This is a genomic window from Actinospongiicola halichondriae, from assembly GCF_049103745.1.
Taxonomy (GTDB): Bacteria; Actinomycetota; Acidimicrobiia; order Acidimicrobiales; family Salinilacustritrichaceae; genus Salinilacustrithrix; species Salinilacustrithrix halichondriae.
Genome location: NZ_CP171622.1, coordinates 3,081,665 through 3,105,152, shown reverse-complemented (window position 1 = coordinate 3,105,152; position 23,488 = coordinate 3,081,665). Strand labels below are relative to the sequence as shown.

Annotated in this window: 25 protein-coding genes and 1 tRNA gene; 8 read left to right on the top strand and 18 right to left on the bottom strand. The window is 63.9% G+C overall.

Annotated elements, in window-relative coordinates; translation table 11 throughout:
* Positions 1–321 (bottom strand): helix-turn-helix domain-containing protein, encoded by a 321-nt coding sequence (locus tag AB8619_RS15285; RefSeq protein WP_436793495.1) that lies wholly within the window; start codon positions 319–321, stop codon positions 1–3.
* An 87-nt stretch (positions 322–408) separates the two neighbouring features.
* Between AB8619_RS15285 and AB8619_RS15280 the strand changes: the two genes are divergently transcribed.
* A tRNA-Met gene (locus AB8619_RS15280) sits at positions 409–485 on the top strand.
* A 188-nt stretch (positions 486–673) separates the two neighbouring features.
* Here AB8619_RS15280 and AB8619_RS15275 read toward each other — a convergent pair.
* From AB8619_RS15275 to AB8619_RS15225, 11 genes are all read right to left on the bottom strand, one after another.
* A complete protein-coding gene (locus AB8619_RS15275; protein WP_436793494.1) occupies positions 674–1,897 on the bottom strand; it encodes a tyrosine-type recombinase/integrase in 1,224 nt (407 codons plus the stop codon).
* Positions 1,894–2,169 (bottom strand): helix-turn-helix domain-containing protein, encoded by a 276-nt coding sequence (locus AB8619_RS15270; protein ID WP_436793493.1) that lies wholly within the window; start codon positions 2,167–2,169, stop codon positions 1,894–1,896. The genes AB8619_RS15275 and AB8619_RS15270 overlap by 4 nt, the downstream gene beginning before the upstream one ends.
* A 116-nt stretch (positions 2,170–2,285) precedes the next feature.
* Complete coding sequence (locus tag AB8619_RS15265; RefSeq protein ID WP_436793492.1) at positions 2,286–2,714, bottom strand: hypothetical protein; 429 nt, start codon at positions 2,712–2,714, stop codon at positions 2,286–2,288.
* Between the two features lie 56 nt (positions 2,715–2,770).
* Positions 2,771–3,256, bottom strand: coding sequence for a hypothetical protein (locus tag AB8619_RS15260; RefSeq protein ID WP_436793491.1), 486 nt, complete (start codon positions 3,254–3,256; stop codon positions 2,771–2,773).
* 148 nt (positions 3,257–3,404) lie between these two features.
* Positions 3,405–4,469 carry an AAA family ATPase gene (locus tag AB8619_RS15255; protein WP_436793490.1) on the bottom strand — a complete coding sequence of 355 codons (1,065 nt, stop codon included), beginning with the start codon at positions 4,467–4,469 and terminating at the stop codon, positions 3,405–3,407.
* The gene (locus AB8619_RS15250) at positions 4,466–5,272 is read right to left on the bottom strand and encodes a hypothetical protein (protein WP_436793489.1); all 807 of its coding nucleotides are present in this window, start codon (positions 5,270–5,272) and stop codon (positions 4,466–4,468) included. Before AB8619_RS15250 ends, AB8619_RS15255 begins: the two co-directional genes overlap by 4 nt.
* A gap of 87 nt (positions 5,273–5,359) precedes the next feature.
* Positions 5,360–5,608 carry a helix-turn-helix domain-containing protein gene (locus AB8619_RS15245; protein ID WP_436796393.1) on the bottom strand — a complete coding sequence of 83 codons (249 nt, stop codon included), beginning with the start codon at positions 5,606–5,608 and terminating at the stop codon, positions 5,360–5,362.
* 178 nt (positions 5,609–5,786) lie between these two features.
* Positions 5,787–6,233 (bottom strand): hypothetical protein, encoded by a 447-nt coding sequence (locus tag AB8619_RS15240; protein WP_436793488.1) that lies wholly within the window; start codon positions 6,231–6,233, stop codon positions 5,787–5,789.
* Positions 6,234–6,688: 455 nt separating this feature from the next.
* Entirely contained in the window at positions 6,689–7,159 is a 471-nt protein-coding gene (locus tag AB8619_RS15235) for a hypothetical protein (RefSeq protein ID WP_436793487.1), read from the bottom strand.
* Between the two features lie 92 nt (positions 7,160–7,251).
* Positions 7,252–7,677 carry a hypothetical protein gene (locus AB8619_RS15230; RefSeq protein ID WP_436793486.1) on the bottom strand — a complete coding sequence of 142 codons (426 nt, stop codon included), beginning with the start codon at positions 7,675–7,677 and terminating at the stop codon, positions 7,252–7,254.
* 119 nt (positions 7,678–7,796) lie between these two features.
* Positions 7,797–8,588: a hypothetical protein gene (locus tag AB8619_RS15225; RefSeq protein ID WP_436793485.1), complete on the bottom strand. Its 792-nt coding sequence runs from the start codon at positions 8,586–8,588 to the stop codon at positions 7,797–7,799.
* 340 nt (positions 8,589–8,928) lie between these two features.
* Here AB8619_RS15225 and AB8619_RS15220 point away from each other — a divergent pair, with 340 nt between their 5' ends.
* The gene (locus AB8619_RS15220) at positions 8,929–9,399 is read left to right on the top strand and encodes a hypothetical protein (protein WP_436793484.1); all 471 of its coding nucleotides are present in this window, start codon (positions 8,929–8,931) and stop codon (positions 9,397–9,399) included.
* Positions 9,400–9,549: 150 nt separating this feature from the next.
* On the opposite strand, the gene AB8619_RS15215 is transcribed toward AB8619_RS15220, so the two are convergent.
* Positions 9,550–10,068, bottom strand: coding sequence for a hypothetical protein (locus AB8619_RS15215; protein WP_436793483.1), 519 nt, complete (start codon positions 10,066–10,068; stop codon positions 9,550–9,552).
* A 191-nt stretch (positions 10,069–10,259) separates the two neighbouring features.
* Between AB8619_RS15215 and AB8619_RS15210 the strand changes: the two genes are divergently transcribed.
* The 5 genes from AB8619_RS15210 (at position 10,260) to AB8619_RS15190 (ending at position 14,729) form a co-directional block, all read left to right on the top strand.
* Positions 10,260–11,165 (top strand): hypothetical protein, encoded by a 906-nt coding sequence (locus AB8619_RS15210; protein ID WP_436793482.1) that lies wholly within the window; start codon positions 10,260–10,262, stop codon positions 11,163–11,165.
* 350 nt (positions 11,166–11,515) lie between these two features.
* Positions 11,516–12,010, top strand: a complete 495-nt coding sequence (locus AB8619_RS15205) for an HNH endonuclease (protein WP_436793481.1) — start codon at positions 11,516–11,518, stop codon at positions 12,008–12,010.
* Positions 12,011–12,111: 101 nt separating this feature from the next.
* Positions 12,112–12,933, top strand: coding sequence for a GIY-YIG nuclease family protein (locus AB8619_RS15200; protein WP_436793480.1), 822 nt, complete (start codon positions 12,112–12,114; stop codon positions 12,931–12,933).
* Positions 12,934–13,029: 96 nt separating this feature from the next.
* Complete coding sequence (locus AB8619_RS15195; RefSeq protein WP_436793479.1) at positions 13,030–13,782, top strand: PASTA domain-containing protein; 753 nt, start codon at positions 13,030–13,032, stop codon at positions 13,780–13,782.
* A 464-nt stretch (positions 13,783–14,246) separates the two neighbouring features.
* A complete protein-coding gene (locus AB8619_RS15190; RefSeq protein WP_436793478.1) occupies positions 14,247–14,729 on the top strand; it encodes a hypothetical protein in 483 nt (160 codons plus the stop codon).
* 4 nt (positions 14,730–14,733) lie between these two features.
* Here AB8619_RS15190 and AB8619_RS15185 read toward each other — a convergent pair whose 3' ends face one another.
* Entirely contained in the window at positions 14,734–15,669 is a 936-nt protein-coding gene (locus AB8619_RS15185) for a tyrosine-type recombinase/integrase (RefSeq protein ID WP_436793477.1), read from the bottom strand.
* Between the two features lie 412 nt (positions 15,670–16,081).
* Here AB8619_RS15185 and AB8619_RS15180 point away from each other — a divergent pair, with 412 nt between their 5' ends.
* Positions 16,082–16,576 carry a hypothetical protein gene (locus AB8619_RS15180; protein WP_436793476.1) on the top strand — a complete coding sequence of 165 codons (495 nt, stop codon included), beginning with the start codon at positions 16,082–16,084 and terminating at the stop codon, positions 16,574–16,576.
* A 117-nt stretch (positions 16,577–16,693) separates the two neighbouring features.
* Here the strand turns inward: AB8619_RS15180 and AB8619_RS15175 are convergent, their stop codons facing one another.
* The 4 genes from AB8619_RS15175 to AB8619_RS15160 all read right to left on the bottom strand — a co-directional run bounded on the left by AB8619_RS15175 (position 16,694) and on the right by AB8619_RS15160 (position 23,395).
* Positions 16,694–17,167: a hypothetical protein gene (locus tag AB8619_RS15175; RefSeq protein WP_436793475.1), complete on the bottom strand. Its 474-nt coding sequence runs from the start codon at positions 17,165–17,167 to the stop codon at positions 16,694–16,696.
* 87 nt (positions 17,168–17,254) lie between these two features.
* Entirely contained in the window at positions 17,255–22,063 is a 4,809-nt protein-coding gene (locus AB8619_RS15170; RefSeq protein ID WP_436793474.1) for a DEAD/DEAH box helicase, read from the bottom strand.
* A 395-nt stretch (positions 22,064–22,458) separates the two neighbouring features.
* On the bottom strand, positions 22,459–22,842 hold the full coding sequence (locus AB8619_RS15165; RefSeq protein WP_436793473.1) for a hypothetical protein: 384 nt from the start codon (positions 22,840–22,842) through the stop codon (positions 22,459–22,461).
* A gap of 61 nt (positions 22,843–22,903) precedes the next feature.
* Complete coding sequence (locus AB8619_RS15160; protein WP_436793472.1) at positions 22,904–23,395, bottom strand: hypothetical protein; 492 nt, start codon at positions 23,393–23,395, stop codon at positions 22,904–22,906.
* Positions 23,396–23,488 lie beyond the last annotated feature (93 nt).

The window sequence follows — 23,488 nt, the reverse complement described above, 5'->3', positions numbered from 1 at the left end:
TCAGCCGAGGAGGTCGCGGAGCACGGGATAGCGGAGCTCGGGATCGTGGCGTTGGGGGAGCGCTTCGGCGAGATCGAGGACATCGCGGAGTCGCCGGGCAGTGTCCTTTGGGTCGGGTCGGCATCCGTCGAGGTGGACGGCGACGGTCAGTTCGGCACCGGTTGCCCCGATGATGCGCTCCAGCGTGTCGAGCCGAGGCACCCGTTCGCCGGTCTCGTAGAAGCTGATCGCCGGCCCCGAAGTACCGGCACGCTCTGCCAGTTGGCGCTGGCTCAGTCCCGCCCACGCCCGGCTCCGTCGGATCAACTCGCTCGCAGTCATGAACTCCATGCTATCGGTTCCGATATCGACGAACGCGGGATCTGAGGTTGGCGCCACGGCCTGGTGTTGCTACTGTCGTCTGTCCGCCGCGGGGTGGAGCAGTCTGGTAGCTCGTCGGGCTCATAACCCGAAGGTCGTTGGTTCAAATCCAACCCCCGCCACCATCGAAACAGCAGGTCAGAGGCCACTTCTCGGAGTGGCCTCTTCTGCGTTCCGGGGGCCGTGTCAAATCTGCGTCAAATCCCCGGATTGAGGACCCGTGGTCGCGTGAGGTCGAGAACGACCTGAAGCCGGGGCCGAGAGGCTCGGTTACACCAGCGAGGCGCTCCCGGCGAGGCGCATGTCACCCGGATCAGCCGGAGTCTTCGCCGACCTCGTCCTGATCCTTCGTGGCGTTCCTGATCGCGGTTGCGAACTGGGCTGCGGCGTCGGACTGCATCCCAGGCATGACGTGCTGGTACACGGCCATGGTGAACGCTGGACTGGAGTGGCCGAGGCGTTCGCTTACGACCTTCACGGGGACTCCGTCAGCGATCATGAGCGTCGCATGGGTATGACGGAGGCCATGCAGGGTGATGCGCTTCAAGTCTGTAGCCGCAACCGCACGCGTGAACGCCTTGCTAACAACATCCGGGTGGTAGGGCTGGCCGTCCTCCTTGGTGAAGACGTACCCGGTCATGGTGTAGCCGGGACCGAACGCGAGCTTGTCCGCTTTCTGGGACTTCTGATGACGCCGTAGGACAGCGATGGTCTCGGGGTCGAGATCGACGACCCGAGCGTGACCGTTCTTTGGAGCAGAGGTCTCGGTCTGCCCGGCGACGGACACCAGGGTTTGTCGGACGCTCGCGTTCTTGCCCACGAAGGACACGTCGTCCCAACGAAGGCCGAGGAACTCACTGCGACGCATCCCAGTCATCGACGCCAGGTGCCACACGTTGTGGAGCCGCTGGTCCGATGTCGAGTGGAGGAACTGGAGCAACTCGTGTGCGGTCCATGCCTCGATCTGCGGCTTGACCGGCTTCGGCGTCTTGGCTCGAACGGCGACGTTGCGGCTCACGAGGCCGTTGTCCATCGCATCGTTCAGCGCGACGCTGACCACGCGGGCGATGTTGTTCACTGACTTCGCTGCCAGCGGCTTCGCCTTGCGTCCAGGATGCTTCAGATGAGGCTGAACGTCGCCAGTCGCCATCCGTGCATACATGGCCGTCAGATCCATCGTCGTCAGGTCTTGGAGCCGTCGGGTGCCGATCATCGGGACGAGGTGTCGCTCGACGACAGACAGATAGGTCGTGAAGGTGTTCCCCCTCACTCTGGCCTTGACCGAGGGCAACCATGAGTCCACGAGGTAGTCGGCCACCGAGAGGTTGGCCGACCGCACGTAGGTCCCGGTGGCGAGCGACTGGAGTCGCTCATTGAGCGCCCCCATCGCCTCCCGCTGGGTCCTGTAGCCGCGGCCCCAGTCGTAGGTCTTCTTGTTGGATGTGGAGTCGGTGCCGAGGTAGATGACGGCGTACCAGAGCCTGCTGGTGGACCCGTCCTTGCGCTTGTGCTCCCGCTTGCGAACGTGACCTCTCATTGCGCTCCCTCATCGATGGCCAAGCGAATGACAGTGGCCTCGTGGGGTCCATCATCGCTCAGAGGTCTGACATCAAGTCCGAGCCACTGTTGAAGCAAAGGGATCGGCACCACGATCTGACGACCGACACGTCGAGCGGGGAGTTCGCCGCGGCCGACTGCTGCGTACGTCGCGCTCCGACTCTTGTCGAGAACCTCGGCCAGCTCGTCAACGGTGAGCGTGATGCGTGAGCGGTCGTCGCCGTAGACGAGTGCCAACAGTGCAGGGGGCATCGGACTCCTCCTGGAGCTTCGATGTCTGCTTGCCACGACAGAGGTGCTTGGAGCACAAAGGCGCTCTTCGGCTTCCCCGGCGGAGCGGGGGCTGGCTCGGTTGGGATGTTGATGTTCTAGATGTCGAGGTCGTGGTCGCCTCGGGTGAGGTTGACCTTGCTATTGCTGTAGTGGCGTCGAAGCGCGTCGGTCGGGTGCCTCGTGCCGCAGGTCCTGCACGTCAGCGTGTTGATCCGGTCGGACGCTTCGGCCAACGACCTGCGGTCGCCCTGGTTGGTGCCTTCGAGGCTGAGAACGTCGAAGTGGTCGAAATGGCCGGTACCTCGGGCGGCGAGAACGCGTGCTTGGCCGACGTGATCGATGACGGCGACGATGCGATCGCAGCAACGGACCGCGATGCCGGTGGCCGATGGACTCTTGGCTCGACGGAGGTTGAAATGAAAGGACATCTCCTGCCAGAGCATCTCAGCATCCGTGGGGATGATCTGGCCTGCACGTCGTCGGGTCAGGCGCAGGGGCGGCGACGGGAGGGTGGTGATCTTCATCGGCGGGTTCTGAGGGCCACGCCGGAACTTCGGAGCCGGGGATGTGATGGGTGGCGTCATGCTTCGATCCCTTCGTTGTCCCAGACCGCTGGGTCGGCATCTTCGTAGGTGATCGGATACACGGTGAACGAGCCGTGGGCCGGGCACCTGGCCTTCGTGAGCCGTTGGCCGATCGCCCACAGGTCACTGACGTACTCGAAGCCGTGGTCCTCGGCGTCGAGGATGAACCTGAAGCGATCGAAGAGTTGTGTGCCGGTGCGGACGCCGAGAACACGGACGCGGTTGCTGAGGAGGAAGTGGCGAGCGATCGGCTCGCCGCACTTGGGGCACTGGTCGTCGTAGAGGTACCCGGTCATGTCGTTGGCCTGTTGGCGGATGTCGAGGTACAGGTCCTGGAGCGGCTCGGACAGCTTCTCGATCCGCTCGCGGAGGACGTAGACACGGCCTGGCGGTCGAGCGGGTGCGCCACGGCGAAAGTTCCCGATGGGGGCCTCCCGATGGAACGTCGTGGCCCAGGGGGCGATGCCGGTGTTGGTGGTCATGTGGTCCGCACGTCGTCGGGCTTGTGCGGGTTGATGGGATGGTGGAACGACGGACTCGCGACCGCCGGGGCTGGGGGTGCCCCGACGGTCGCTTGCGCCTGGCAGCGACTCGTGAGAGCGCGGGTGTCGTCGGGCCGGTTCTGAGGCGTCATCCGATGAGGTCCGATCGAATGGCCCGCACGTTCTCGATTTCGGACCATTCGGTGTTGGGCAAGCCCCACCACGACGGTCCGGGACCTCGGAGTCCACGCTCGGGGCGCTGCCGGGACTCGATCCTGAGCGCAGCCTTTGCCTTCTCGATCGTGCGGAAGCCGATACCGGCGACAGACGCCGCCCCGCGAATCTCAGACTGCGATCTTGGGCCATGGGCCAGGAGTTCGATGAGGAGGTCGGTGGCGCGCTGGGTCTTGGTCTGCCCACGGGTGCCCCTGGTGGCAAGGTCATACGCGGTGAGCGAGGTCTGCCCGTCCCAGGCGATCAGCGCAGCATCGTTCGACGCCGAGTCGATGTGGAAGCGCCATGAGGGCGGCTTCTCGGAGTGGCTGCTCTTAGCCACCGTCAGGATGCGGTCGTCGGGGTCGTCGGGGTCGGGGACGATGCGAAGCTCGGTGCGGGTGGCATTGACAAGAGCGGCGCTCCCTGAGGCCATGTAGGTGGCGTTGGCGACGGTCTTGGGGGTGTGGAGTACGACGATCACGACCAGGTCGAGGTCAATGGCAATACGGCTGAGTGCTGCCATGAGCCGGCGGACCGATGGCTCATGGTTGAGGTTGGTCGAGCGGTCGAGGAACTCGGTGATCGGGTCGATGATGACCACCGTGGCCTCGGTGCTCCTGACGATGTTCCGCAGCGCGTCGGCGTGTTCGGGAAACTGGAGGCGGTGGTCGAGGTCGTGCTGCACGAGCGTGTGCACGCGGTCCAGGTCTGCCCCGGCAGCTTCGGTCCGGGTTCGGAGGGTGCCCTCGATGTCATCCTCGCCGGAGATCCACAAGACCCTTCCTGGGTGGCCTGAGGCGTCTCCTGTCCACCAGGCGTCCTCGGTGGTGACCGTGGCCGTCAGCGAGGCCAGGAACGTGCCCTTGCCGACCCCGGCCCCGCCGACCAGCAGGGTGATCTTGCCGATGGCGACGAAACGGGGGATGAGCCAGCGGACGGGCATCGGGGTGACGTTGCTCAGGGCCGTGGCGGTGAAGGTCGGGGTGGATGCTGTCATGCCACCGTCTCCTGCAACCGTTGACGGTGGGCTGCCTTGGCAGCGAGGAGTGCTTGGGCGAGCGTCGTCCGCTCGCCACGCTCGTCGAGCCAGAAGTCTCGTGTCGGGTGGACGAGCCGACGACCCCCGTTGAGGTGCCGGTACGTGGCCTGCTCGGCGATGGCTGCGGGGATCGACATGTGGTTGGTGGAGGCGACAGCCTTCAGTCCGTAGCCCATGCCGCTCGCGCTGCGCCTGGTGACGTTGGTGATGTCAACCTCCCGGCCACCGCCGACCGATCGACTGATCTCGGAGAGCCAGTCGGTCGCGACAATGGTTCCCCGGTGCCACCAGTGGACGTGAGCGCCGTCCCTGCGCGGGTTCCGCTCTACGTGCCAGGCCAGCTCGAATGTTGCGCCAGTCCTCCGGAGCTTGGTGATGACCGTCTTCATGCGGGTGTGGACGGTGTCCCAGTCATGGCCGATGTCGGTGAGAGTGACGAGATGGGTCGGCTGGGCAAGGTCGATTGCTGCGCCCATCCAGAACGCCCTGCGCGGGCTACACGTCAGGCATCGATTTCCGTTGCAGGTGCGCGGCCATCCTTCATCACCTGGGGGTTGCAACCGGCGGAAGCAACGGGCACCCAGGTGACCCAGCACTGAGGAGCAGAACCGCTCCGACGAGGCGGCTTCGATAGCAGCCTGGTTCACCACTTCTGGGGGCAGGGTTCCTGATGCACCTGTAAGCCCGCGATAGATATCAAGAGAGGTGTCGACGCTGTCGATGAGATCGGCGTCGGTTTCAAGGGGGGTACCATTGAGCATGACAAGGACTTCCTTCTGATTCGCGTTGGGAGGGGTGTTGCTGTCATTGAGAGGCTGTCCACCTGACCGTGGATGGCCTCTCGTTCTCTAGGGGGAGCGTCCGGCGAGAGCGTCGCCGTCGGGGTCGGACCCATGCGCCGGATGGCTACGGATGAATGTCTCCAGGTCGTCTGCGAGAACACGGATTGCGCCTCCGCCAATCTTGTAGGCGGGCAGCAGTCCGCTCCGGACCCAGGATCGGACCGTCCAAACGCTGTACCTGGTGGAGGTCGCGATGTCCTCGATCGTCAGCAGGGCCGATGGTGGGTCATGGGTGAGGGGCCGAACCGTTTCCATGCGTTCGTTGTATCCCGCCGATACCTGCGGATCCCGACGAAACCCATCGAATCCACCCACTTCTTTCAGTTTCTTCGCTTCGTACTGCAGCAAAACCCTGTAGTGAGATCGCACGCAACGCGACCGCTCAGCACGCAACGTAGTGACGATGGGCGAAGGCCGGCTCGTCGATCGGTCGTCAGCGTTTCGAGAAAGGTGGCATCCAGTCGCCGAGCAAGGTCTTCTCGAAATCCTTGGCCTCGTCACCCGTCTCGAAAGTCACCCAGGTCACGTCGCACTCGCGAATCCAGGCGTTCACGACGGACACCTGCTCCTCGGTCATCACGGTCGGTCGCTGGCGGGTCACGGAGGTCGCGATGCCGAGGAGGTGCTCGCACACGTTGCGCCGGAAGCTGGAGTGGCTGAGATCTAGGCCGGTGGCGAGGTGGTTCCGCTTCAGTCGCCCCTTCAGCCCGTACTTGGCCACCGCCCGTCCGGCGTACACCGGCGCGTCATCTCGGAACCATGCGTAGACACCGGGGGAGGTCGGGATGGTGTCGGGGTCGAGGTCAGCGGCGGCCTTCCTATCTGCCGTGAGCATCGTCTGCCACGCGGTCGAGCCTTCCGGCGGCATCGAGGTCCTCATGGTCGGCAACGTACCGGCGATCACAGTGAGCACATCGCTGAGACGTTGGTACGCGATCCCAGCCGACATCGAGTCGGAAGAAGAGGCCCTCGGTCGTCCGACCACAGACGGGCGAGCCGGGCCGACCGTGCTCATCGTCGAGCATGCGGTGCCCCACACTGGAGGGATCACCTCGACGGAGAGTGGACCAGACCGGCACGAGACGATCATCGGCGCGAGCGGTGACAGCTTCAGGTGGGGCAAACCCCCAGGTGGTCATGATCCTCGGTGTGATGGGGTACACCCATGGCCAACCAATGCAAGCACGACAGGATTCTCCCGACGGGTGGGAGTCGAGCGACTAGTGCCGGGTCACCCCCGACATCAATGGACAGCGAGTCCGGGCACTGCTCCGAATGCGGAGCGACCTTCGACCGCGGTGTCGCGGGTACCGAGTGGAGGCTCCGAACCGAGGACTAGAAGACGCCTTCGCTCGCCTGGCATCCGGGTAGCGCCCGTCGGTCCACGAGCGCCGCACAAGGCACCTGGAGATGGTGTGCGTCCTTCTCCTCGGAGATCACGTCGAAGCCGTACGTGTCGACGAGGTGCTCTGCGATGCGTTCGATGCGCACCTCGCCGGTCAGCGAGGTCCAGCCCTGTGTGAGTGCCCATGTGGCGGCGTACTGAAGTAGCCCGAGGAAGATGCCCTCGTGGGGGGACTGGCGATCTACGTAGGCCCAGTTCAAGCGGGCGCGCTTGTGGGTGCCCGATGGGCACGCCCAGAGCAGGCCGACGCCTCGTCCCTCTGGGTCGATGGCGAAGATCTTCACGGTGGGGGTCTTCTCTTCTGCGAAGTTGTTGGCGTCCCATGCCCAATCCTCGTCGGTCAACGACTTGAACCGAGCGAGCGAGTCCTCGGCTCCGTGGGCTGCGGCGGCATCGATCATGACCTGTCGTAGGAGGGGTCCATCGTCGGCTCGAACCGATCGGACTTCGATCTGATTGGACACGCTGCTGCTGTTCACAGGTAAGGGGTACGTCAGGGTCGTGACGCAAGGACCCGCCGTACACCATCTCTTGCGACGCCGACCTCGACGAAGCCGAGCCGAAGGAAGAGATCTGCCTCGTGGGTGTTGTCGGCTGCGAGGCGGAGGTGTCCGCGGCCGAGGCGGACGCCCCACTGGCGGGCCTGAGCAACGAGCGCGGCCATCACGTCCGGAGCGTTGCCGCCGTCGGCCCAGGTCCAGGTGAACTCGATCGAGTGCTCGTCGTGGCTGTCGAAGGCCCACAAGACCCCGTTGAAGCAGGTGGTCCCGGCGTTGTGCGCGATGAAGATCGCTCGCCGGGGGTGGGTCGCTCGCTCACGAGCCAGGTCCGACCACTCGGGGGCCGATCGCGAGGTGAACACCGAGTGCTCGACCGGGTGGAGCCGTTCAGACGCGGTGAGCATCAGAGTTCGCAGCACGGCGCCCTCGTCGCCGCGTATGCGTCGGGCGGTCACATCTGAGTTGCTTCGAGCCACGCCTTCACGTACGTGGGTGGCGTGACGCCTCGCTAGTTCGCGGTCGTGCGAAGCTGAAGGAGCTAGATCACCCTTGGGTGATCTGACTGCGTGCGGAGCCAAGTCCGAAGGCAGGGTCCGGGAGCGTCAGCGTGGTCGCGGTCGAAGAGGAGTTGTTCGATGTGCTCGGCTTCGACCGTCCACGTCGGGTGCCGACGGCCTAGTTCGTCTGCCCACTCGCCGAGGGCGTCACAGAGTCGGACCCACCGAGCGGCCGCGCCTCGTGCCTCGGGCCACCACTGGAGATCCCTCAGCGTCTTATCGACGCGGCTGTCGCGAATGAGAGGCGTGGGCTGAAGGGTGGAATCTGCTCCGAGGCCCACAGCCCACAACCACTTGGTGTGGTACGCCTCGCCCACACCAGGGAGGGAAGTCATCCTTCGATAGGCGTCCTCGGGCTTACCGTGGAGTAGTTCATCGGCGGATGAGCGAAGCACCGCCGCCGTTGAGGCCCCGCTGAGAGATCTAGACCATTGGCGGAGACGAGGTCGATTGCGAGGGCCAGCGCCCCAGCACATGGTGGCGACCCAACAGGCGACCATCGAGCGATCGTCGCTCATCGTGCTTGAGAGCCGCGCCAGCATGTCTCGGGTCACCACATCACCACCGGCGGCGATCTGTTCCAGCGCCAGGAGCGTCCCGTCACGCATCACGGGTGGGAGGCTTCCGGGATCAAGAGTGGTTCGCCACGATGCCGCTGAAGCGGTGACTTGAAGAACCAGTGGTGACCCGTCTACAGCCCACTGACGGTCGTGGTTCTCACGAAGGAGGTATCGCTCGACCCGGTTGATTGCCTCGTCGTCTGCGCCGCTCATGTCATACCAGTCCCTGGGTTGAGTGTGTCCGTCCCCCGACGGCTCCTGCTGTCGTTCTGTCGGTCATCCGTCAGCCTTCATCTGCCTGCACGGTTTCACTCGAACCCGCATCATCGCGTGCAGTGGACGATCTCGCTCGCGAGGACAGCGAAAGCGACGCGTTCACCGTCCTGGTAGAGCGCGTCCCCGGCTTGATGCCGTGGCTGCAGGATGAGGCGACCGCATCCTCGATCCACCCCAGGCAAGCGTCCTCACTGGCGGGGACGACTCGCCGTTCACACAGAGCGCACGTTGGTCGTCCTCATCACGGTTCGTCAGAAGCGCAGCTACTGTCCAGCCGGTGATCGACCCTGTTGACCTCGGAGAGCTGACTGGGGCCGAGCGCCGCTTCGCTGAGACGATGGTTCGCCGTCTGCGCCGCGGCGCTCGCATGATTGCTGGCACCTTCTGTGAGGCGCTCGTCGCTGACGCCCTTCCGGGGTCGGTCGAGTCTGAGTTCGGTGTCGCACCGTGGGACCTCGAATGGGATGGAATCAAGATCGAGGTCAAGGCCAGCCGAGTGGGTTCGTGGCAGGTGCCCGAACGCGCCATGCGCGACGGCAAGAGGATCAAGGCGCGCCGCGCCGACGTGTACGTGTTCGGGGCGCTCGACGGCGACGACCTCGACGGCGGGTGGGAGTTCTACGTCATCCCGACCTGCGTGCTGAACGAGCGCGGCAAGAACTCGATAACCCTGAGGGCGATTCGAGGCATCGTCGATCCGATCGGACTCGATGGACTCGCACAGGCGGTAAGAACGGCGGCGCGATGACGGTTCGTCCTAGATAACGATGTCGACGATCAGCGGGACGTGGTCGCATGGATGAGGCAGCAGTCGATGTGGACTGGTCGGCCTGCTGCCAGCGCCGGGGCGAGAGCGGTCAGGTTGGCCGGAGCCGAGTCTGTCGTCGGTTCGGATGCCTCAGTAGCACGAGATGAAGAACTTGGCCGACCCATTGTCCAAGACGGTTGCGTGCGCCTCGGTTGTCGACGAATCAGGTAGAGCGCTTGCTGATGCGAACGCAACGGTGACAGAGAAGATGTATATCCGCCCGTCGAGGGCCTCTCCGGCTATCGGCCCGTCGGGCACCACCCATCCGTCGTCGCGGTCGATGGTCGTGCCGTCCACGATGTACTCCTCGCTGTATCCAGGAGGAACGGGTCCGATGGACAATGACCAATCGCGGCAGACCTCAACGGTATTGCCCATCCCGGGGTAGTTGTTCGCTGCTTGAAATTCGATAGCGGCATCGAAGCCGATGCTCCAGGCGTCGGAGTAGCGGCGAAACAGGGACTTGATCGTGGCGGAGTCGGCCTCGTAGGGGTCGACGATCGTGGTTGTTGTCGCGGGGACGGTGGTCGTCGTTGACGGGGTCGAAGAAGTCGCGGGTTGGGCAGAATCGCTTGACCCTTCGCTGCACCCCGTCGCCGTGATCGCCATCGTCAGGACCGTTGCGACGAACGTTCGTCTTGCGCTGGCCAAGTGTTCCTCCCGCCCTCGGTGATGGGTGAGGAGAGTAGGCGTCCTACCCGAGCCTCCCTATCGAGACGAACCTCCGCCGGAGTTCCAGTCGACGAATCGAATAGCGGAACACTATGGGGGGGGACGCGCCGGGTAGGTACCTTTCGGACATGGGCTACGCGGGCATGGACCTCGAATCGATGGAGGTCAGGGATCTTCTTTCGCTGTCTTCGGGTGCAGTGGCCGAGCTTCGTCGCCGCGGAATCGTCCGCACCAACAACGCTCCCCTCGGGGACTATGCCGAGTGGCTTGCCGTGAAAGCCTTGGGAGGCAAGCTGGCCCCCAACTCTGAGCGCTCGTTTGACCTTGTCACCGATGCGGGGCGGCGAGTCCAGGTGAAGGCACGTCGTGTGAGCGACCCACCGGAGGCTGGCCAACTACAGACCTCGCCGTTCCGCTCGTGGGATTTCGACGACGCGCTGTTGCTTCTGGTCGACGAGGCCACCTACTGGATTCGCTCGGCGAGCGTCGTCCCCTTGGAGGTGGTCAAGGAGGTCGCCACCTACCGCGAGCACGTCAACGGGTCAACGGTCCAGATGACCGCCGACGTGATAGCTCACCGACGAGCGATCGACGTGACCGAACGGCTCCGTGCGGTGCTCGCCGACGCCCCGATCCCGACCCCGTCGCGCAGCGACCCGGACGAGACTCGCCGACCGAGAAGTCGTCCTCTTCGGGCGGTTGGAACTCAGCGGGGATCGGCTCCCGGCCCCGAACTGCCGGACCCCGTCGGTGCCCAAGGTGTCGATTGGATCTGGCTCCAGAACTCGGCGATCGATGAGTTCAAGGCATGGCGTATCCAAGGCGGAGCGACCCAAGCATCGGCCTCCTCGTACACCGCGGGCGCGAAGAGGTATGCCCGCTTCTGCCGAGGTGCGGATCTCGATCCTCACCATTCAGCCGACCGCTTCCATGCTCACCTCATCGAGAGAGATGAACTCGCCACTGGCTCGATCTCGGACTACCGATCGCACGCCAGAGCCTTCATCCGATTCCTCGACGCCATCCATCGATGAATCGCTTCGTCGGCGGACCCGGAGTGGACGTTCGGCTCCCTATCCACGAGTGGGGTGGAAGACGAGTCCGTGCCGGGGTCTACGTCCACCAACGACGTGAGGAGCCTCCGCCTGATCGCCCCGCCCGTGTCGTGTTCGGTGCCCTTCGACTCGACCGCGGTAGCGGTGGCGCGACCATCTACCTCGTCGGTCAAGCCAGGGTGCTGCCTTCCTCAATCCGGCTAGCAGAACAGCCCGACCGATGTCTGGTCCCGGCCCTTTCGGTTCATCACCAGGCCGCTTACCGCTTCGTCGAGGTCGTCCAGTTCGTACGGGACGGCAACGACGGGAGCGCCCGAGATCGTCTGCGCTTGATTGAGGACGCGCCCTTCCGGGCGAGGTGGGACACGGCAGGTTGGGAGTGGCAGTGGCGGCACCGCCCGACCGACCACATCCCGTTCGCGGGGGAGCGAGCGCCCGCCTACATCCCGGCAGCCACACTCCGCACGATTCAGGAGCGAGATGGATGGCGCTGCCGGTTCTGCGCACTCCGACTGATCAACTGGAAGGTGCTGAAGCTCCTGTGCGCACGATTCCCCGAGGAGTTGCCGTGGGGTCGTCGTGACGCCGAGCAGCATGCGGCTGTAGCTGGCAGTCGCTTCTCGCCCGAACATGTCGTGCCCCGGTCAAGTGGGGGCAGCAATGAGCCAGACAACCTGGTATCTGCTTGCTGGACCTGCCAGTTCAGCAAGGGCGACTGCACGGTCGAGGAACTCTGGCTGGAGGACCCGAGAGATCGTCCGCCGGTCGTCGACGACTGGGACGGACTGACCGGCACCATCGCCGCACTGCGGTCGATGGTCTAGCCAGCGCGGTTGTCGACTCCTAGCAACGTCGAGGTTTGGCGGCGGCGTCATGTGCTGGCCTAGTGGCCCGTGAAGGGCAAGTACTACGCAAGGATGATCGGATGATCACGCTGAACGACCTCCTTCTCGCCGGAGGTGTCGATCCCAAGGGCGTGCTTCTCCTGCGGCACAAGGTCGGGACCATGCCCGTGCTCGACATCTGGCGAACTGACCGGCCCAGGGTTGAGGGCTATCAAAGTCGACAGCTAGCAGGTGCGTTCGATCGAGCCACCCACGTCGCATGCTTCCTCGTCAGTCACACCGGGACTGAGGTCTTTGGCGGTCTGTACAGGGTCGAAGGATCGACCCCGGCTCCGATCGGGAGCCGCGACGTGCTGACCGGTGAAGTCACCGAGGAGGGACCCGACAAGCCCTCGATCGCCACCTACGACTTGACCGTCGTTCCGGAGTTCGAGTGCTACGAGGACCGTCTGGTGATCCAGTGGTTCACGGGAGGTAAGCACCCTGGCTGGAAGCAGTGGGCAGCGCGGAATCCGAAGCCCATTGTCGAGATCGCGACCCAGCGGGAACAGCCGTTTCCCGGCTGGCTCGACTTCTGCTGCCCAGTCGACGAGATCGGCGGTCTGCCTCGAACCTGGCGAGAGGTGCTCAGGTCAACGGCAGGCGTCTATCTGCTCACTGACAGCGTCGGTCGGCACTACGTCGGCTCGGCCAAGGGCGGAGATGGATTCCTCGGGCGCTGGGACTCATACCGGGACAGCCGCTCCGGCGGAAACATCGGTTTGCAGGACGCCGTCGGCCCATACACCGTCACCGTCCTGCAAACATTCGACCCCTCGACGCCGGACCAGACCGTCGAGGGGATCGAATCGCTCTGGAAGGACAAGCTCGGGGCGCGACTGGTTGGCTACAACCGGAACTGAATCATTCGATCCCCGAACCGACATCAACGTTGCGAGTGAGAAGCTCCGATCATGTCGGTACGCTCCAGATCGTTGGGGCCATAGGAATCGGGAGACGTGCTGGTGAAATCGCTTGGTCTGATCGTCGGATTCACACTTCTCGCCGCCACCGCAGGTTGCGGATCAAGCGAGGACACCGCCACGGCCAAGGTGATGCCCGACGTGATCGGCCAGCAACTTGACGACGCGTTGAGCGTCATCGAAGCCGCAGGCATCGAAGCCGAGGTCGATGTGGACGGTGGTGGACTCTTCGGCATCGTTGATGAGTCCAACTGGAGGGTCTGCGATCAGACTCCTGGGGCAGGAGCCGAAGTCGATCAATCCCCGCGACTCTCGGTCGACCGATCTTGCGGCGACGACAACGACGAAGTGGCGGACGAGCCGGTCGACGACCGTGACGACGACGAGAACGAACCTGAGCCAGACCCGATCGTTGAGGACGACTCGAACGAACCCGAAGAGGCCCCAGCGTTCGATGGCACGGCCTACGTAGCCGCGATCGAGGATCGCGTCGTCGAGATCTTGGGCGTCGAGATCAATGATGCATGCGACTTCAACGATCTGCGATGGCACTGCTTCTACGACGGGCTCACCGGCAGGGATAGCCCGTCGCGAGTCGATGTGCATCTCGGCTTCCCCGGCGACATCTCTGATGCCGAGCAACGCGAGTACGCAGCAGATGCGCGCCTGCATCTCTTCAACTTCGTGGGTGAGGAGTATCCAGAACTCCTCACCATCGTCTCCTACAACTCCAACGGTCTTGACATCGGTACGACCAGACGCGACGAAGTACTGCTACTTCGGGACTGAAATCGCGCAGCGTCGCAGCGCGCTCGTATCTGGGAGACGAGTGTCGGTGGACCCCTCGATCTCCCTCACCAAAGGAAGGCACACACAGTGAGCAACAAGCGCCGCCGCTACAACCTCTTCAGCTTCGCCTTCGACATCTTCATGTGCGTCATCACTGCGGGCCTCTGGTTGATCTGGATCTTCGTCCGTGAGATGAGGAATCGGTAGAACACGAACGACCGTCATCGTCGTCGCCGTGCCTCCAGGTCATGGTCGGCGGTGAGCTTCGTCACTGGCGCGCCTTGGTTAGCGCTGTGAAGACGTGACCGCTCATATAGCCGAAGTGGCCGAGCCGCTGTCGGTTGATGCCATCGACCCCAGGCAGGCGAGCCTCGCCGACTACTAGGGAACGTCGTCGAACCTGGTCTGGAGGTCCTTGGGTAGAGCGGAGTCCCGGTTCTGTGGCGCTATGCAACACTCGGCCCATGGACGCGACCAACATCAGCGATGTCAACTCCTATCTGTTGGGGGTGGGCACCAATGGCGACATTCACGCAAACGTGGGGGAGGCCGAGGCGCCCGAGCTAGTCATGACCTTCCTGTTTGCGATCAAAGGGCTGGCCAACCATGCCCGAGTCGGTCACAACGAGCGCAAAGCCATCTTTAGCCTTGGTCCCCCCCATCTCGCCGATGTCGCGCACAGGGCGGCGATGCGGGCGACAGGTGGAAATAGTCGGCTGGCCGACGCGATCGCCAACAACGTGGTCGTTCGACTCCGCAACGATGGCAACCGGCGGGAACGGAAGAGGCTCACAAGGGAGTACGAGTCCGATCTATTCGGCGCGATGCGGGCGGTAGGTGATGATCTCGGCCAGGACTGGGGTCGCCTCGCAGCCTTCAACATCAAGCTCTTTATCGCGTTGACCGACGATTGTCGGGCCTACCTGAGGGATAGGTATCCGGGCTGAGTGGTCAGCGACGACTGCGCCGCGCCTCCGGATCGTGATCAGCGGTCAACTTGGCCACCGATGCCTCCGACGGGTTGACGTAGCGCTCCAGCGAGCGGATCGAGGCGTGCCTGGATTTCGCTTTCAGCAGAGCAATGTCGACACCGCTCTCAGCAAGCCGAGTGAGTTCGGAGTGACGCAACTGGTGCAGGGTCCAGCCGCCGCTGGCCTCGGTGAACATCTCGGCGGCGCGCCGGTAGGAGAGCCTCGTGTGGCCCGTGGCGGGATCGGTGTCGTTGGCAGGCATGGGTCGGAGGGCGCGTCGGTCGGTTAGGAACACGGGGCCGGTGGAGCGTCCGTCGAGGAGCTTTGGGAGGAGCCGGGCTGTGCCACTGCTCCAGAAGATCGTCTCCGCGTGCCCACCCTTCCCGATGGTGATGGCGCTCCGGTCGTCGAAGTCGAGGTCTTCGACGTTGAGACTGAGGACCTCGTTGGCGCGGGCTGCTGTTTCGTAGAGCATGCGCCACAGGGTCTTCTCGCGGATGGCGATGTCGGGTCGGGTCCAGAGCGCGTCGAGTGCCTCGTAGTCGATGGCTCGTCGACGGGCGACCTCGCCCTTGGTCTTGCGGGGCTTGCGCCGCTCGATGCCCTCGACCGGGTTCGAGTCGATGAGGCCCTTCCGGGCAGCGGTAGTGAAGAGCGAGCCGAGGGTGGCGCGCACCCGGTTATAGGTCGCGGGGCTGGCCGATCCGTAGCGGCCTTCGAGGTGGCGCTCGATGGCGACGGCGTCGAGGTCCACGAGGCGGCAGTCGGCACCGAGGTCCTCGTGCGCCTTCGAGCAGGTCACCGCGTAGGTGGCGCGGGTGGTGTCGGCCAGGTCGCGACGGTTGAGGAACAACTCGGCGGCCTGGCCGAGGGTCACCTCGGTACCGGGAAGCCGGGTGACCTTGGCACGACTCATCGCACTAAACGCGTAGTCGAGGTGTCCCCGTCGGCTACAGGAATCCTCGTAGTGGTGCGCATCACCCGTCACGCTACCGCAGAGAACTGTCTATTTCATGCGGCAGAGTATTCAGGTCGTGCTCGACGCTCGCGTTCGGTGTAAGGCTTCGGTGAGTGGAGATGGTCGATGAGACCCCGCAGCTACGTCGTGCTACCCAAACGACGACGGCGTTCGATCGCATCGCAGTTCATCTGGAGCGATACCACGGGATCGACCTGCGGGTTGCGAGTGGAAGGTTGCACGATCTAAAGGAGGCGCATGGTCGGCGTGGGGATGACAACGTTGTGTTCGACATGACTGGCAACGTGTACGACCCGGACACCGAGGAGTATCTCGGGAGCCTGACCTTGGGCGGAAAGCGAGGCCCCGCGTGAGCGGCACGGATGCAGCAGAGAACCGGCCCTCGTGGAGAATCGCGTGGGAGATGCTGTCCGATGCGGACGAGTTGGCTGCGAGAGGGGCTGACAGCGGCGTCGCTCGTCAGTTGGCGGCTCAACTCGGTGAGCAACTGGTCTGGCTGTACTTCGACAACACTGGTCACTCCGTGCGCTCCCCCGAACCAGGGGGTGGCTTCGACCTTGTCGTCGATGGTCGACAGCGTGTGGAGGTCAAGACCGCTCGACGCGACACAACGAACAGTCGAGCGCCCGCCGTGACTCTTCGGAGCCTCAACTTCGATGAGCTAGCTGTGGTGGTTCTGGGTTCGGGTATCGGGCGGGTGTCGATGTTCCTGGTCCGACCCTCGGAGATACGAGCCTTCGCGAAGACGCACAAGTCGGGGTTCACCTTGCGACTCTCCCCCGCGTTCGCGGCTCACCCGTACGTCCGCGACGTTTCCGACGAGTTGCGATCGCTCGTTAAGTGACGGGACGGCGTGTCAATCGGGTTGGGCGCGCGCCCCTGTGCACGGCGGGAGTCGAAGCGGAACGTCGCTCAGATTGATTCGCATGGTGCGCCCTGTCTCATGCGGTAACCAGACGGTTCATTTGGGCGGGTCATGGGCTGACAGACGAAGCGCGTGGAGAAGGCTCTCCGCGTTCTCGCTCACGACCCCCCAGCGACTGACAAGGTCGGTTCGAGTGATGTCCCCAGGGCCAACGCGGTAGTTCAGCGTGTCGCTTTGTAGCCGGACGGTTTGCGCGAGAAGAGTCCGCGCGCTCTCGGCAACGTCGTCATTCGGATGGGCACGTAGCACCCGGAGATCTTTGAGAACCTCGTTGAGTCGGTTGATCCAGCCCAACCAGATCTCGACGGCGTCGGACTGATCCTCACCGAACTCGATGACCATCGATGGGTCAACTTCGAGGACCTCTAGAAGATTTCCGAGCGCATCGGCGGCGTAGTCGTACTTGGAGCGAAGCCATGCCCGATGGTCTGACTCGACTGCTCGGCGGTGGGCGCGTGCCGCGATTCGTTCGTTCAGGATTGCTCCTACGACGGTTCCGGTCAGACCCATCAGTCCGCCTAGAAGAATGTCCATCGGAACCCTCTCCTGCCTTCGGACAATCGGTAGCGGTCGCCCACGATGCTGATGGCCAAGCAACTAGTCATCGAACGACAGTGCCGGAAGCGAGTTCACGATCTCGACTGTCCGCAGCGACACCGTCACGACCCGCTTGATGAGGTCGATGATGTAGCGCGGCTCGCCCCGTTCAAGCCCCCACTGGTTCACGTCGTTCACGATGCCGGATGCCTTGTCGGTCTTCACGTACCAGCGGTCGATGATCCAGTCGATGCCTGACCGGGTGCCGAGGACGTAGTCGTGCGCTTCGAGTGGGATGCCCGAGAGCGTGAGATGGGAGTTGTAGATGAGCCGGGTCTTGTCGACGACCTTGTCACCGGTGTCGGGGTCGGTGACCTTTGGGTACTTCATCTTTCTGGTGACGAGCAGAGCCGACGAATCCACGGCAGGGTCTGTAGACCACTCCTCGGTCAACGGAAACGCCTCGACCTCGTCGTATCCGTTGTGGATATCGAAGAGGGCGCGGCCGCTTGATGCGAAGGCGTCGAAGGTCGCACGATTCTCCACGACGGGAACCCGAGGAGCTTCCTTCTTCAGGTTGACGGCGAATGTGTCGCGGAAATCCGACGAATGGAGCACGCCGTAGACGTAGTAGAAGATGTCGTCCTCAGAGATGTCTGCACCGAGCGCGTTGTGAAAGCGAGCGACGCCTGTCGGAGTCAGGTTGGAGATGCGGCCTGACTCTCCGGCGCTGAAGAGATCAGCATCCGAATCGGTCGAGACGTAGCGCCACCGAGCCAGGATCTTCGTCACGTCCGAGTTGATGAGGTGGACACAGGGAATAGCGGTCGTAGCGATGGCACCGAATGGGCTTCTCGACCCCGCTGCGACAATCGCGATTCCGTGGTTGTCGCCGGGTACGTCCTCGCCGAACAACGCTGGGAGCCGTGCGATCGTCCGAGCAAACGACTTGTGGAACGCTACGTGCATCGGAAAGAAGGGCCGATACAGCGAGATCCGTTCCCTGCTCTCGGTTCGTTGCAGCTCATGGCCACCGGCGATTCGGTCGAAATCGCTCAGGTTCCAACTGTACGAACGCGGGTCCTTGTCGACGAACAGTGCGGCTGCCTTGGCCCTTTCGGTCTTCGAGCCTTTCTTGCCGCCATCGCTTCGCGAGAACTCGGTCAGTTGTTGGTTGAAGAAGTCGACCATCTTGTCGACGTTTGACCTGAGTTCAGGCAACGACGAGTTGTAGACCCAGGCATCCCGGCTGGAGAGATAGCCGAGGCTCTCGGTGTGGAAGAGGCCATCGACTCCAACGAGTGGTGCTAGGGCGTCGAAGGACGAGTTGCGCTGGTTGATCCAGTCCGCCTGCGCGTTCGGAACGATCTCCCGCCAACGTTCTCCGTCCAGATTGGAGCGCTCGACTTCCGCAAGCTTCTCCTCGGCTGACAGGTAGTCGCCAATGTCCCGGTAGCGGATTCTGGCACCAGTATCCGGAACGTGTCCCGGCAGCTTGACCAGAAACGTAACTGTCACCGTGTTGCGGCTTCCCTGCTCAAAGACGCCGTCGCCTTCTCTCTGCCGCTGCTCGCCGCTGGTTCGCGAGTTGCCTCTCAGGTTGAACACGTAGACGTGATGAAACTCCCTTGCGAGGCAATGCCGTATGCCATCTGCGGTCTTGCCGTCGAGCCAACCGCCGTTGGTAACGAAGCCCACTACACCGCCCTCCCGAGCAGCATCAAGGCGATCGGAAGCCCACCGGAACGCTCGAATGTACGAGTCGTACAGAGAGCGCGGATTCCCGGTCGACGATTGAACGTAGGTGCGCTCGATCGACCCATCAAGGGTCGGGTACTTCAGGTTCTGGTTGTCGTCGTTCTGGCTGCCTTGGCCGACGGAGTAGGGCGGGTTACCGATGATGACTCGAATGTCGAGCTTCTTCTGACGGTCGGCTCGTTCGTTATTGCGGGGGAAGAAGACCTCGTCCATCGGGTCGCCTTCCTCGGAGAGTTGGAAGGTGTCGGTGAGGACGATGCCATCGAAGGGCGAGTATCCGTCGCCGACTCCGGCCAGCCCCTCGAACGCGGTCTCGATGTTGACCGCGGCGATGTAGTACGCCAGCAACATCAGTTCGTTGGCGTGTAACTCGGAGCGGTACTTGCGCTCTAGGTCCTCGTCTCGGATGAGACCGGATTGAAGGAGCCGGGTCAAGAAGGTCCCTGTTCCCGAGAAGGGGTCCAAAACGTGGACCCCTTCGTCGGAGATGGACGCACCGTCGAAGTGCTTGCCGAGGAGGTCGTCGACGGCCCGGTTGATGAAGTCGACGATCTCGATCGGGGTGTAGACGATGCCGAGACTCTCGGCGGTCTTGGGCAGGGCCTTCTTGAAGAACTTCTCGTACAACTCGGTGATCACGCGTTGGCGACCCTCGGCACTGTCGATGCCTCCGATGATCATCTGGATGTGGTTGTAGAAGCCTTCGAGGGTGCGGGTCTCCTCGGTGAGGTTGGCGGCGTCGAGTTCGTCGAGCATCCCCTGCATGACTTGGGAGACGGGGTTGTGGCGGGTGAACTCGTCGCCCCCGAAGAGGGCCTCGAAGACAGGGCGGGTGATGAGGTGTTGGGAGAGCATCCCGATGGCGTCGTCTCGGGTGATGCCGTCGTTGAGGTTGTCCCGGAGCGCGCCGAGGAACTCGTCGAAGCGTTCGACGGCCTGGGGGTTCTGTTCGGGGTGGTCGAGCAGGGTGCGGATTCGGGTCTCCTGGGCCGATGCGATGGCGGAGATGTCCGCAGCCCAGGTCTCCATGTATCGGCGGTCGCCGACCTTCTCGACGATGCGGGCGTAGAGGGCGTGACGCCACTCACCGATGTCGGGCATGTCGAGCACGCTCTGCTCGGGGGCGTCGGACGTGGTCGTGACACCGGGGTTGTCGGGGTCGTCGCCGCCGTCGAGGCCGATACCGACGACGGCGATCTTCCCGGATCGCTTGTTGATGTCGATCTTGTTGATCTCGGCGGCGAGGCGCTCGTCATGGGACCGGAGGGCTTGGAGGACCTGCCAGACGACCTGATACTTGGTGTTGTCCCGTAGCGCCTCCTCGGGGGCGACGCCCGCCGGGACGCCGATGGGGAGGATGACGTATCCGAAGTCCTTGTCGGGGGACAGGCGCATCACGCGGCCGACGGCCTGGACCACGTCGACGATGCTCTTGCGGGGCTGGAGGAAGAGGACGGCGTCGAGGGCGGGTACGTCGACGCCTTCGGTGAGGCACTTGGCATTGGACAACACCCGGCACGCTCGCTGGCCGGGTGACTCCTTCAACCAGTTGAGGGCCTCGGTGCGGATCTTGACATTGTTGGACCCGTCGACGTGGTCGGTCTCGACCCTGACGGCGTTGGCGTCGCTGCGGTCTTCGAGTGCAGCGTTGACGACCTCGGGGAAGGCGCGAGTGAACGCCTTGGACTGCTTGATGGTCGAGGAGAAGGCCACGGCGCGGCGCATGGGGATGTTGTCGTCGCCGAACTGGGGGCCTCGTTTGGAGAGGCCGTGCCAGCAGCCGACGATCTTGGCGGCGTCGTCGAGGGCGAGTTCGCCGTCCTTGTCTGACAACTGGCGTTGGAAGGCCGAGGAGACGGCGTCCTCGTCCACCGCCAGGACGAGGACCTTGTAGTCGGTGAGGAGCTTCTGGGCGACGGCATCGCCGAAGGTCAACTCGTAGAACTCCGGCCCGAAGATGTCCTTGTCGTCCATCGAGGCCACCAACACGTCGGTGGCCTTGGCCTTCGCCTTGGTCTGGTCGCCGTACACGCGTGGCGTGGCGGTCATGTAGAGCCGGTGCGCTGCTCGGACGTAGTCGTTCTCGTGGACCTTGGTGAACGCTGACCGATCTGTCTCCTCCTTGAAGGCCCCGGTGGTGCGGTGGGCCTCGTCGCAGATCACGAGGTCGAACTCGTCGAGTCCGGCTGCCTGGGCGGCGGTGATCACGTCGATCGACTGGTAGGTCGAGAACACGACGGTCATGTGGTCGTCGCCCGGGCGGGTGGTCACGCGCTCGACGAGCGAGGCGGCGTCGGTCGACGCCGGGAACGAGAGGTCGTTGACGCTCATGTCCTCGGTCTTGGTGCGCTTGCCCGCTTGGATGTCGGAGCACACGGCATGGGTGGCGAGGGGGATGACGGCGTCGTTGGCCCACTCCTTCACCGCCTGGGACAACAAGCTGATAGAGGGCACCAGGAACAGAACCGAGCCGCCGGAACCGACCATCTGCTCGGCCAGGCGGAGCGAGGTGAAGGTCTTGCCCGTCCCGCAAGCCATCACAAGCTGGCCTCGGTCCCCGAGGTCGAAGCCCTCGACCACCGAGGCGACCGCCTTCTCCTGATGCGGGCGAAGTTCCTTCGGGTCGTTGAGCGTCAACTGGGTTGGCTTCTCGATCAGGAACTGGTCCCAGTCGATGCGTGACGCCTCGAAGTCGTCGACATCGACGACCCGTATCTCCTTCTCATGCCGAGCGAGGTTGTCGAGGGCATTGGCCGAGTGGCTCCCCGCGGTGGAGACGACGAGGCCGTAGCTGAAGTCCTTCTGGGACATCATCCCGGCGAAGGTCGACACCTGCCCCCACTGGAGGGTGGCGTTGGGTGAGTAGAACTTGCACTGGATCGCCACCAGCTTCTCGGTCCCGGCCTCGCGGGCTACCAGGTCGATGCCGGTGTCGGCACGCCCGTCACGACCGGGCCAGTCCATCCACGACCACACAGCATCGAAGCGTGATGCCCAGTCCGGGTCGGTCTGGAAGTACGCCTCGCAGAACTCCTCGAACACCCGGCCCTTGGCCTGGCGGGTCTTGGCCGACTCCTCGAACTGCTCCAGAAGCTGCCGAAACGTCGTCATGCGCCGAGTCCATCCCGCGGGTCCCCGTCGGGGACGGACGTGATCAGGTCGTCGAGATGGAGGAGGTACCGCACACTGCCCCTCGGTCGTGGTCGGTGGACGACGGGCACCCTAGAGCCGGAGATGATTTCATCTCTCCGATCTACGGGTCGACCGTGACTCCCACCGTCGGCTCGGGCACCGCCACCACGTCTCCCACCCTTCGGTCTTGCGCTGCTTCTCCGGCTCGTCGCCCCTCCGGATCGCCAGCTTCGCCCGATGACGCCGAACGCGCTCGATCCGAACTCGAACCTCTTTGTGTTCCTTGGTCCAGAACCGTGCCGAGGGCTTCCTTGTCGAAAGAGTCACGTACCCATGGTGCCGACCGAGGTCCCCTGCCGTCGTCTCGATTGCCGTCACGGAGGCGGCGTCTCGGTGGGCCAATGCTTAGGTCGCACTGCCCGACCCGTCGGCCCGTCCAGGCAGATCAGCATCAGGTGGGCGTCGCCCCACAGCCTGTACTGGTGGTCGAAGTCCAGCCTGTTCTTCGGTGGTGTCCACGATGCCCACCGCATGAGTTCTTGGCCGTGGACTCGGGGGACCTCCTCGTCCAACCCATAGGAGGCGATGATCCCGGCGTGGAGGCCGGGGTCGTCGGGGGACGGTGCCGTGCCGTCGGACCGGGCCTGTCGAAGGTTCGGTCCGCAGATCCGAAGTCGCCGCCGGTACTCGTCGATCTCATCCCGGTAGAGGACCCGGAAGTCGTCGATGGTGGCGGTCCCGTGCATCAGCTTGCCCATGGCATCTCGATAGGACCGGGATTTGGGGCCGCGCCGAAGTCCCTCGATCCGGGAGCGAGCTTCACGCTTCATCGGTCCACCTCTCGAACGTGTCGCCCGTCTCGGCCTCCCTGGCGGCTTCGAGTTCATCGAGGCGTCGGCCCACAAGCTCGTGGTCCCGGACGCTCTTCAACTCGCCCAGCAGGGTCGTCGCCGCCTTCAATCGGACCGAGGGGGTCTGTGCTTCGAGGAGCAGATCCTCCAGGGTGGACACGGCGAGGCAGCCGAGTTCGAGCATGCGGTCGGTCAGCGCTTCGAGTCGCTCCGCCCGCGCCTCCCGGACTCGCTCGACCATGGCGGGGTCGGCCAGGCGACGCCTCGCGGTCCGGTCACTGATACCGACGATCTCCGCCGACTCGACTGTCGAGAGGCCGCGGGATCGGGCAGCGACGAAGAGTTCGTTCTCGGCGTCCTTGTTCGATTTCGCGGTCATTGTTGGCCAATCCGGCCATGCGCCTTGCGGTGAGTGATTCCGTTGGTGACCATGTTCGCTCCCGTCGTCGGTGCTGCTCACCCCTTACGCGGGAGATCCACCGCCGTCCACAGGATCTAGGTGGCAACGGTCTGTCGCGGAGGCCGACGTGCCCCAACACCAAGAACCGTCGGC

Coding starts and splice junctions, on each gene's coding strand:
- AB8619_RS15275 (WP_436793494.1), bottom strand. CDS start 1,897: ATGAGAGGTCACGTTCGCAAGCGGGAGCACAAGCGCAAGGACGGGTCC.
- AB8619_RS15285 (WP_436793495.1), bottom strand. CDS start 321: ATGACTGCGAGCGAGTTGATCCGACGGAGCCGGGCGTGGGCGGGACTG.
- AB8619_RS15170 (WP_436793474.1), bottom strand. CDS start 22,063: ATGACGACGTTTCGGCAGCTTCTGGAGCAGTTCGAGGAGTCGGCCAAG.
- AB8619_RS15185 (WP_436793477.1), bottom strand. CDS start 15,669: ATGAGTCGTGCCAAGGTCACCCGGCTTCCCGGTACCGAGGTGACCCTC.
- AB8619_RS15265 (WP_436793492.1), bottom strand. CDS start 2,714: ATGAAGATCACCACCCTCCCGTCGCCGCCCCTGCGCCTGACCCGACGA.
- AB8619_RS15210 (WP_436793482.1), top strand. CDS start 10,260: ATGGGCTACGCGGGCATGGACCTCGAATCGATGGAGGTCAGGGATCTT.
- AB8619_RS15190 (WP_436793478.1), top strand. CDS start 14,247: ATGGACGCGACCAACATCAGCGATGTCAACTCCTATCTGTTGGGGGTG.
- AB8619_RS15245 (WP_436796393.1), bottom strand. CDS start 5,608: ATGGAAACGGTTCGGCCCCTCACCCATGACCCACCATCGGCCCTGCTG.
- AB8619_RS15175 (WP_436793475.1), bottom strand. CDS start 17,167: ATGGGTCTGACCGGAACCGTCGTAGGAGCAATCCTGAACGAACGAATC.
- AB8619_RS15215 (WP_436793483.1), bottom strand. CDS start 10,068: ATGGCGATCACGGCGACGGGGTGCAGCGAAGGGTCAAGCGATTCTGCC.
- AB8619_RS15270 (WP_436793493.1), bottom strand. CDS start 2,169: ATGCCCCCTGCACTGTTGGCACTCGTCTACGGCGACGACCGCTCACGC.
- AB8619_RS15235 (WP_436793487.1), bottom strand. CDS start 7,159: ATGATCGATGCCGCCGCAGCCCACGGAGCCGAGGACTCGCTCGCTCGG.
- AB8619_RS15240 (WP_436793488.1), bottom strand. CDS start 6,233: ATGAGGACCTCGATGCCGCCGGAAGGCTCGACCGCGTGGCAGACGATG.
- AB8619_RS15165 (WP_436793473.1), bottom strand. CDS start 22,842: ATGGGCAAGCTGATGCACGGGACCGCCACCATCGACGACTTCCGGGTC.
- AB8619_RS15200 (WP_436793480.1), top strand. CDS start 12,112: ATGATCACGCTGAACGACCTCCTTCTCGCCGGAGGTGTCGATCCCAAG.
- AB8619_RS15225 (WP_436793485.1), bottom strand. CDS start 8,588: ATGAGCGGCGCAGACGACGAGGCAATCAACCGGGTCGAGCGATACCTC.
- AB8619_RS15250 (WP_436793489.1), bottom strand. CDS start 5,272: ATGCTCAATGGTACCCCCCTTGAAACCGACGCCGATCTCATCGACAGC.
- AB8619_RS15255 (WP_436793490.1), bottom strand. CDS start 4,469: ATGACAGCATCCACCCCGACCTTCACCGCCACGGCCCTGAGCAACGTC.
- AB8619_RS15260 (WP_436793491.1), bottom strand. CDS start 3,256: ATGACCACCAACACCGGCATCGCCCCCTGGGCCACGACGTTCCATCGG.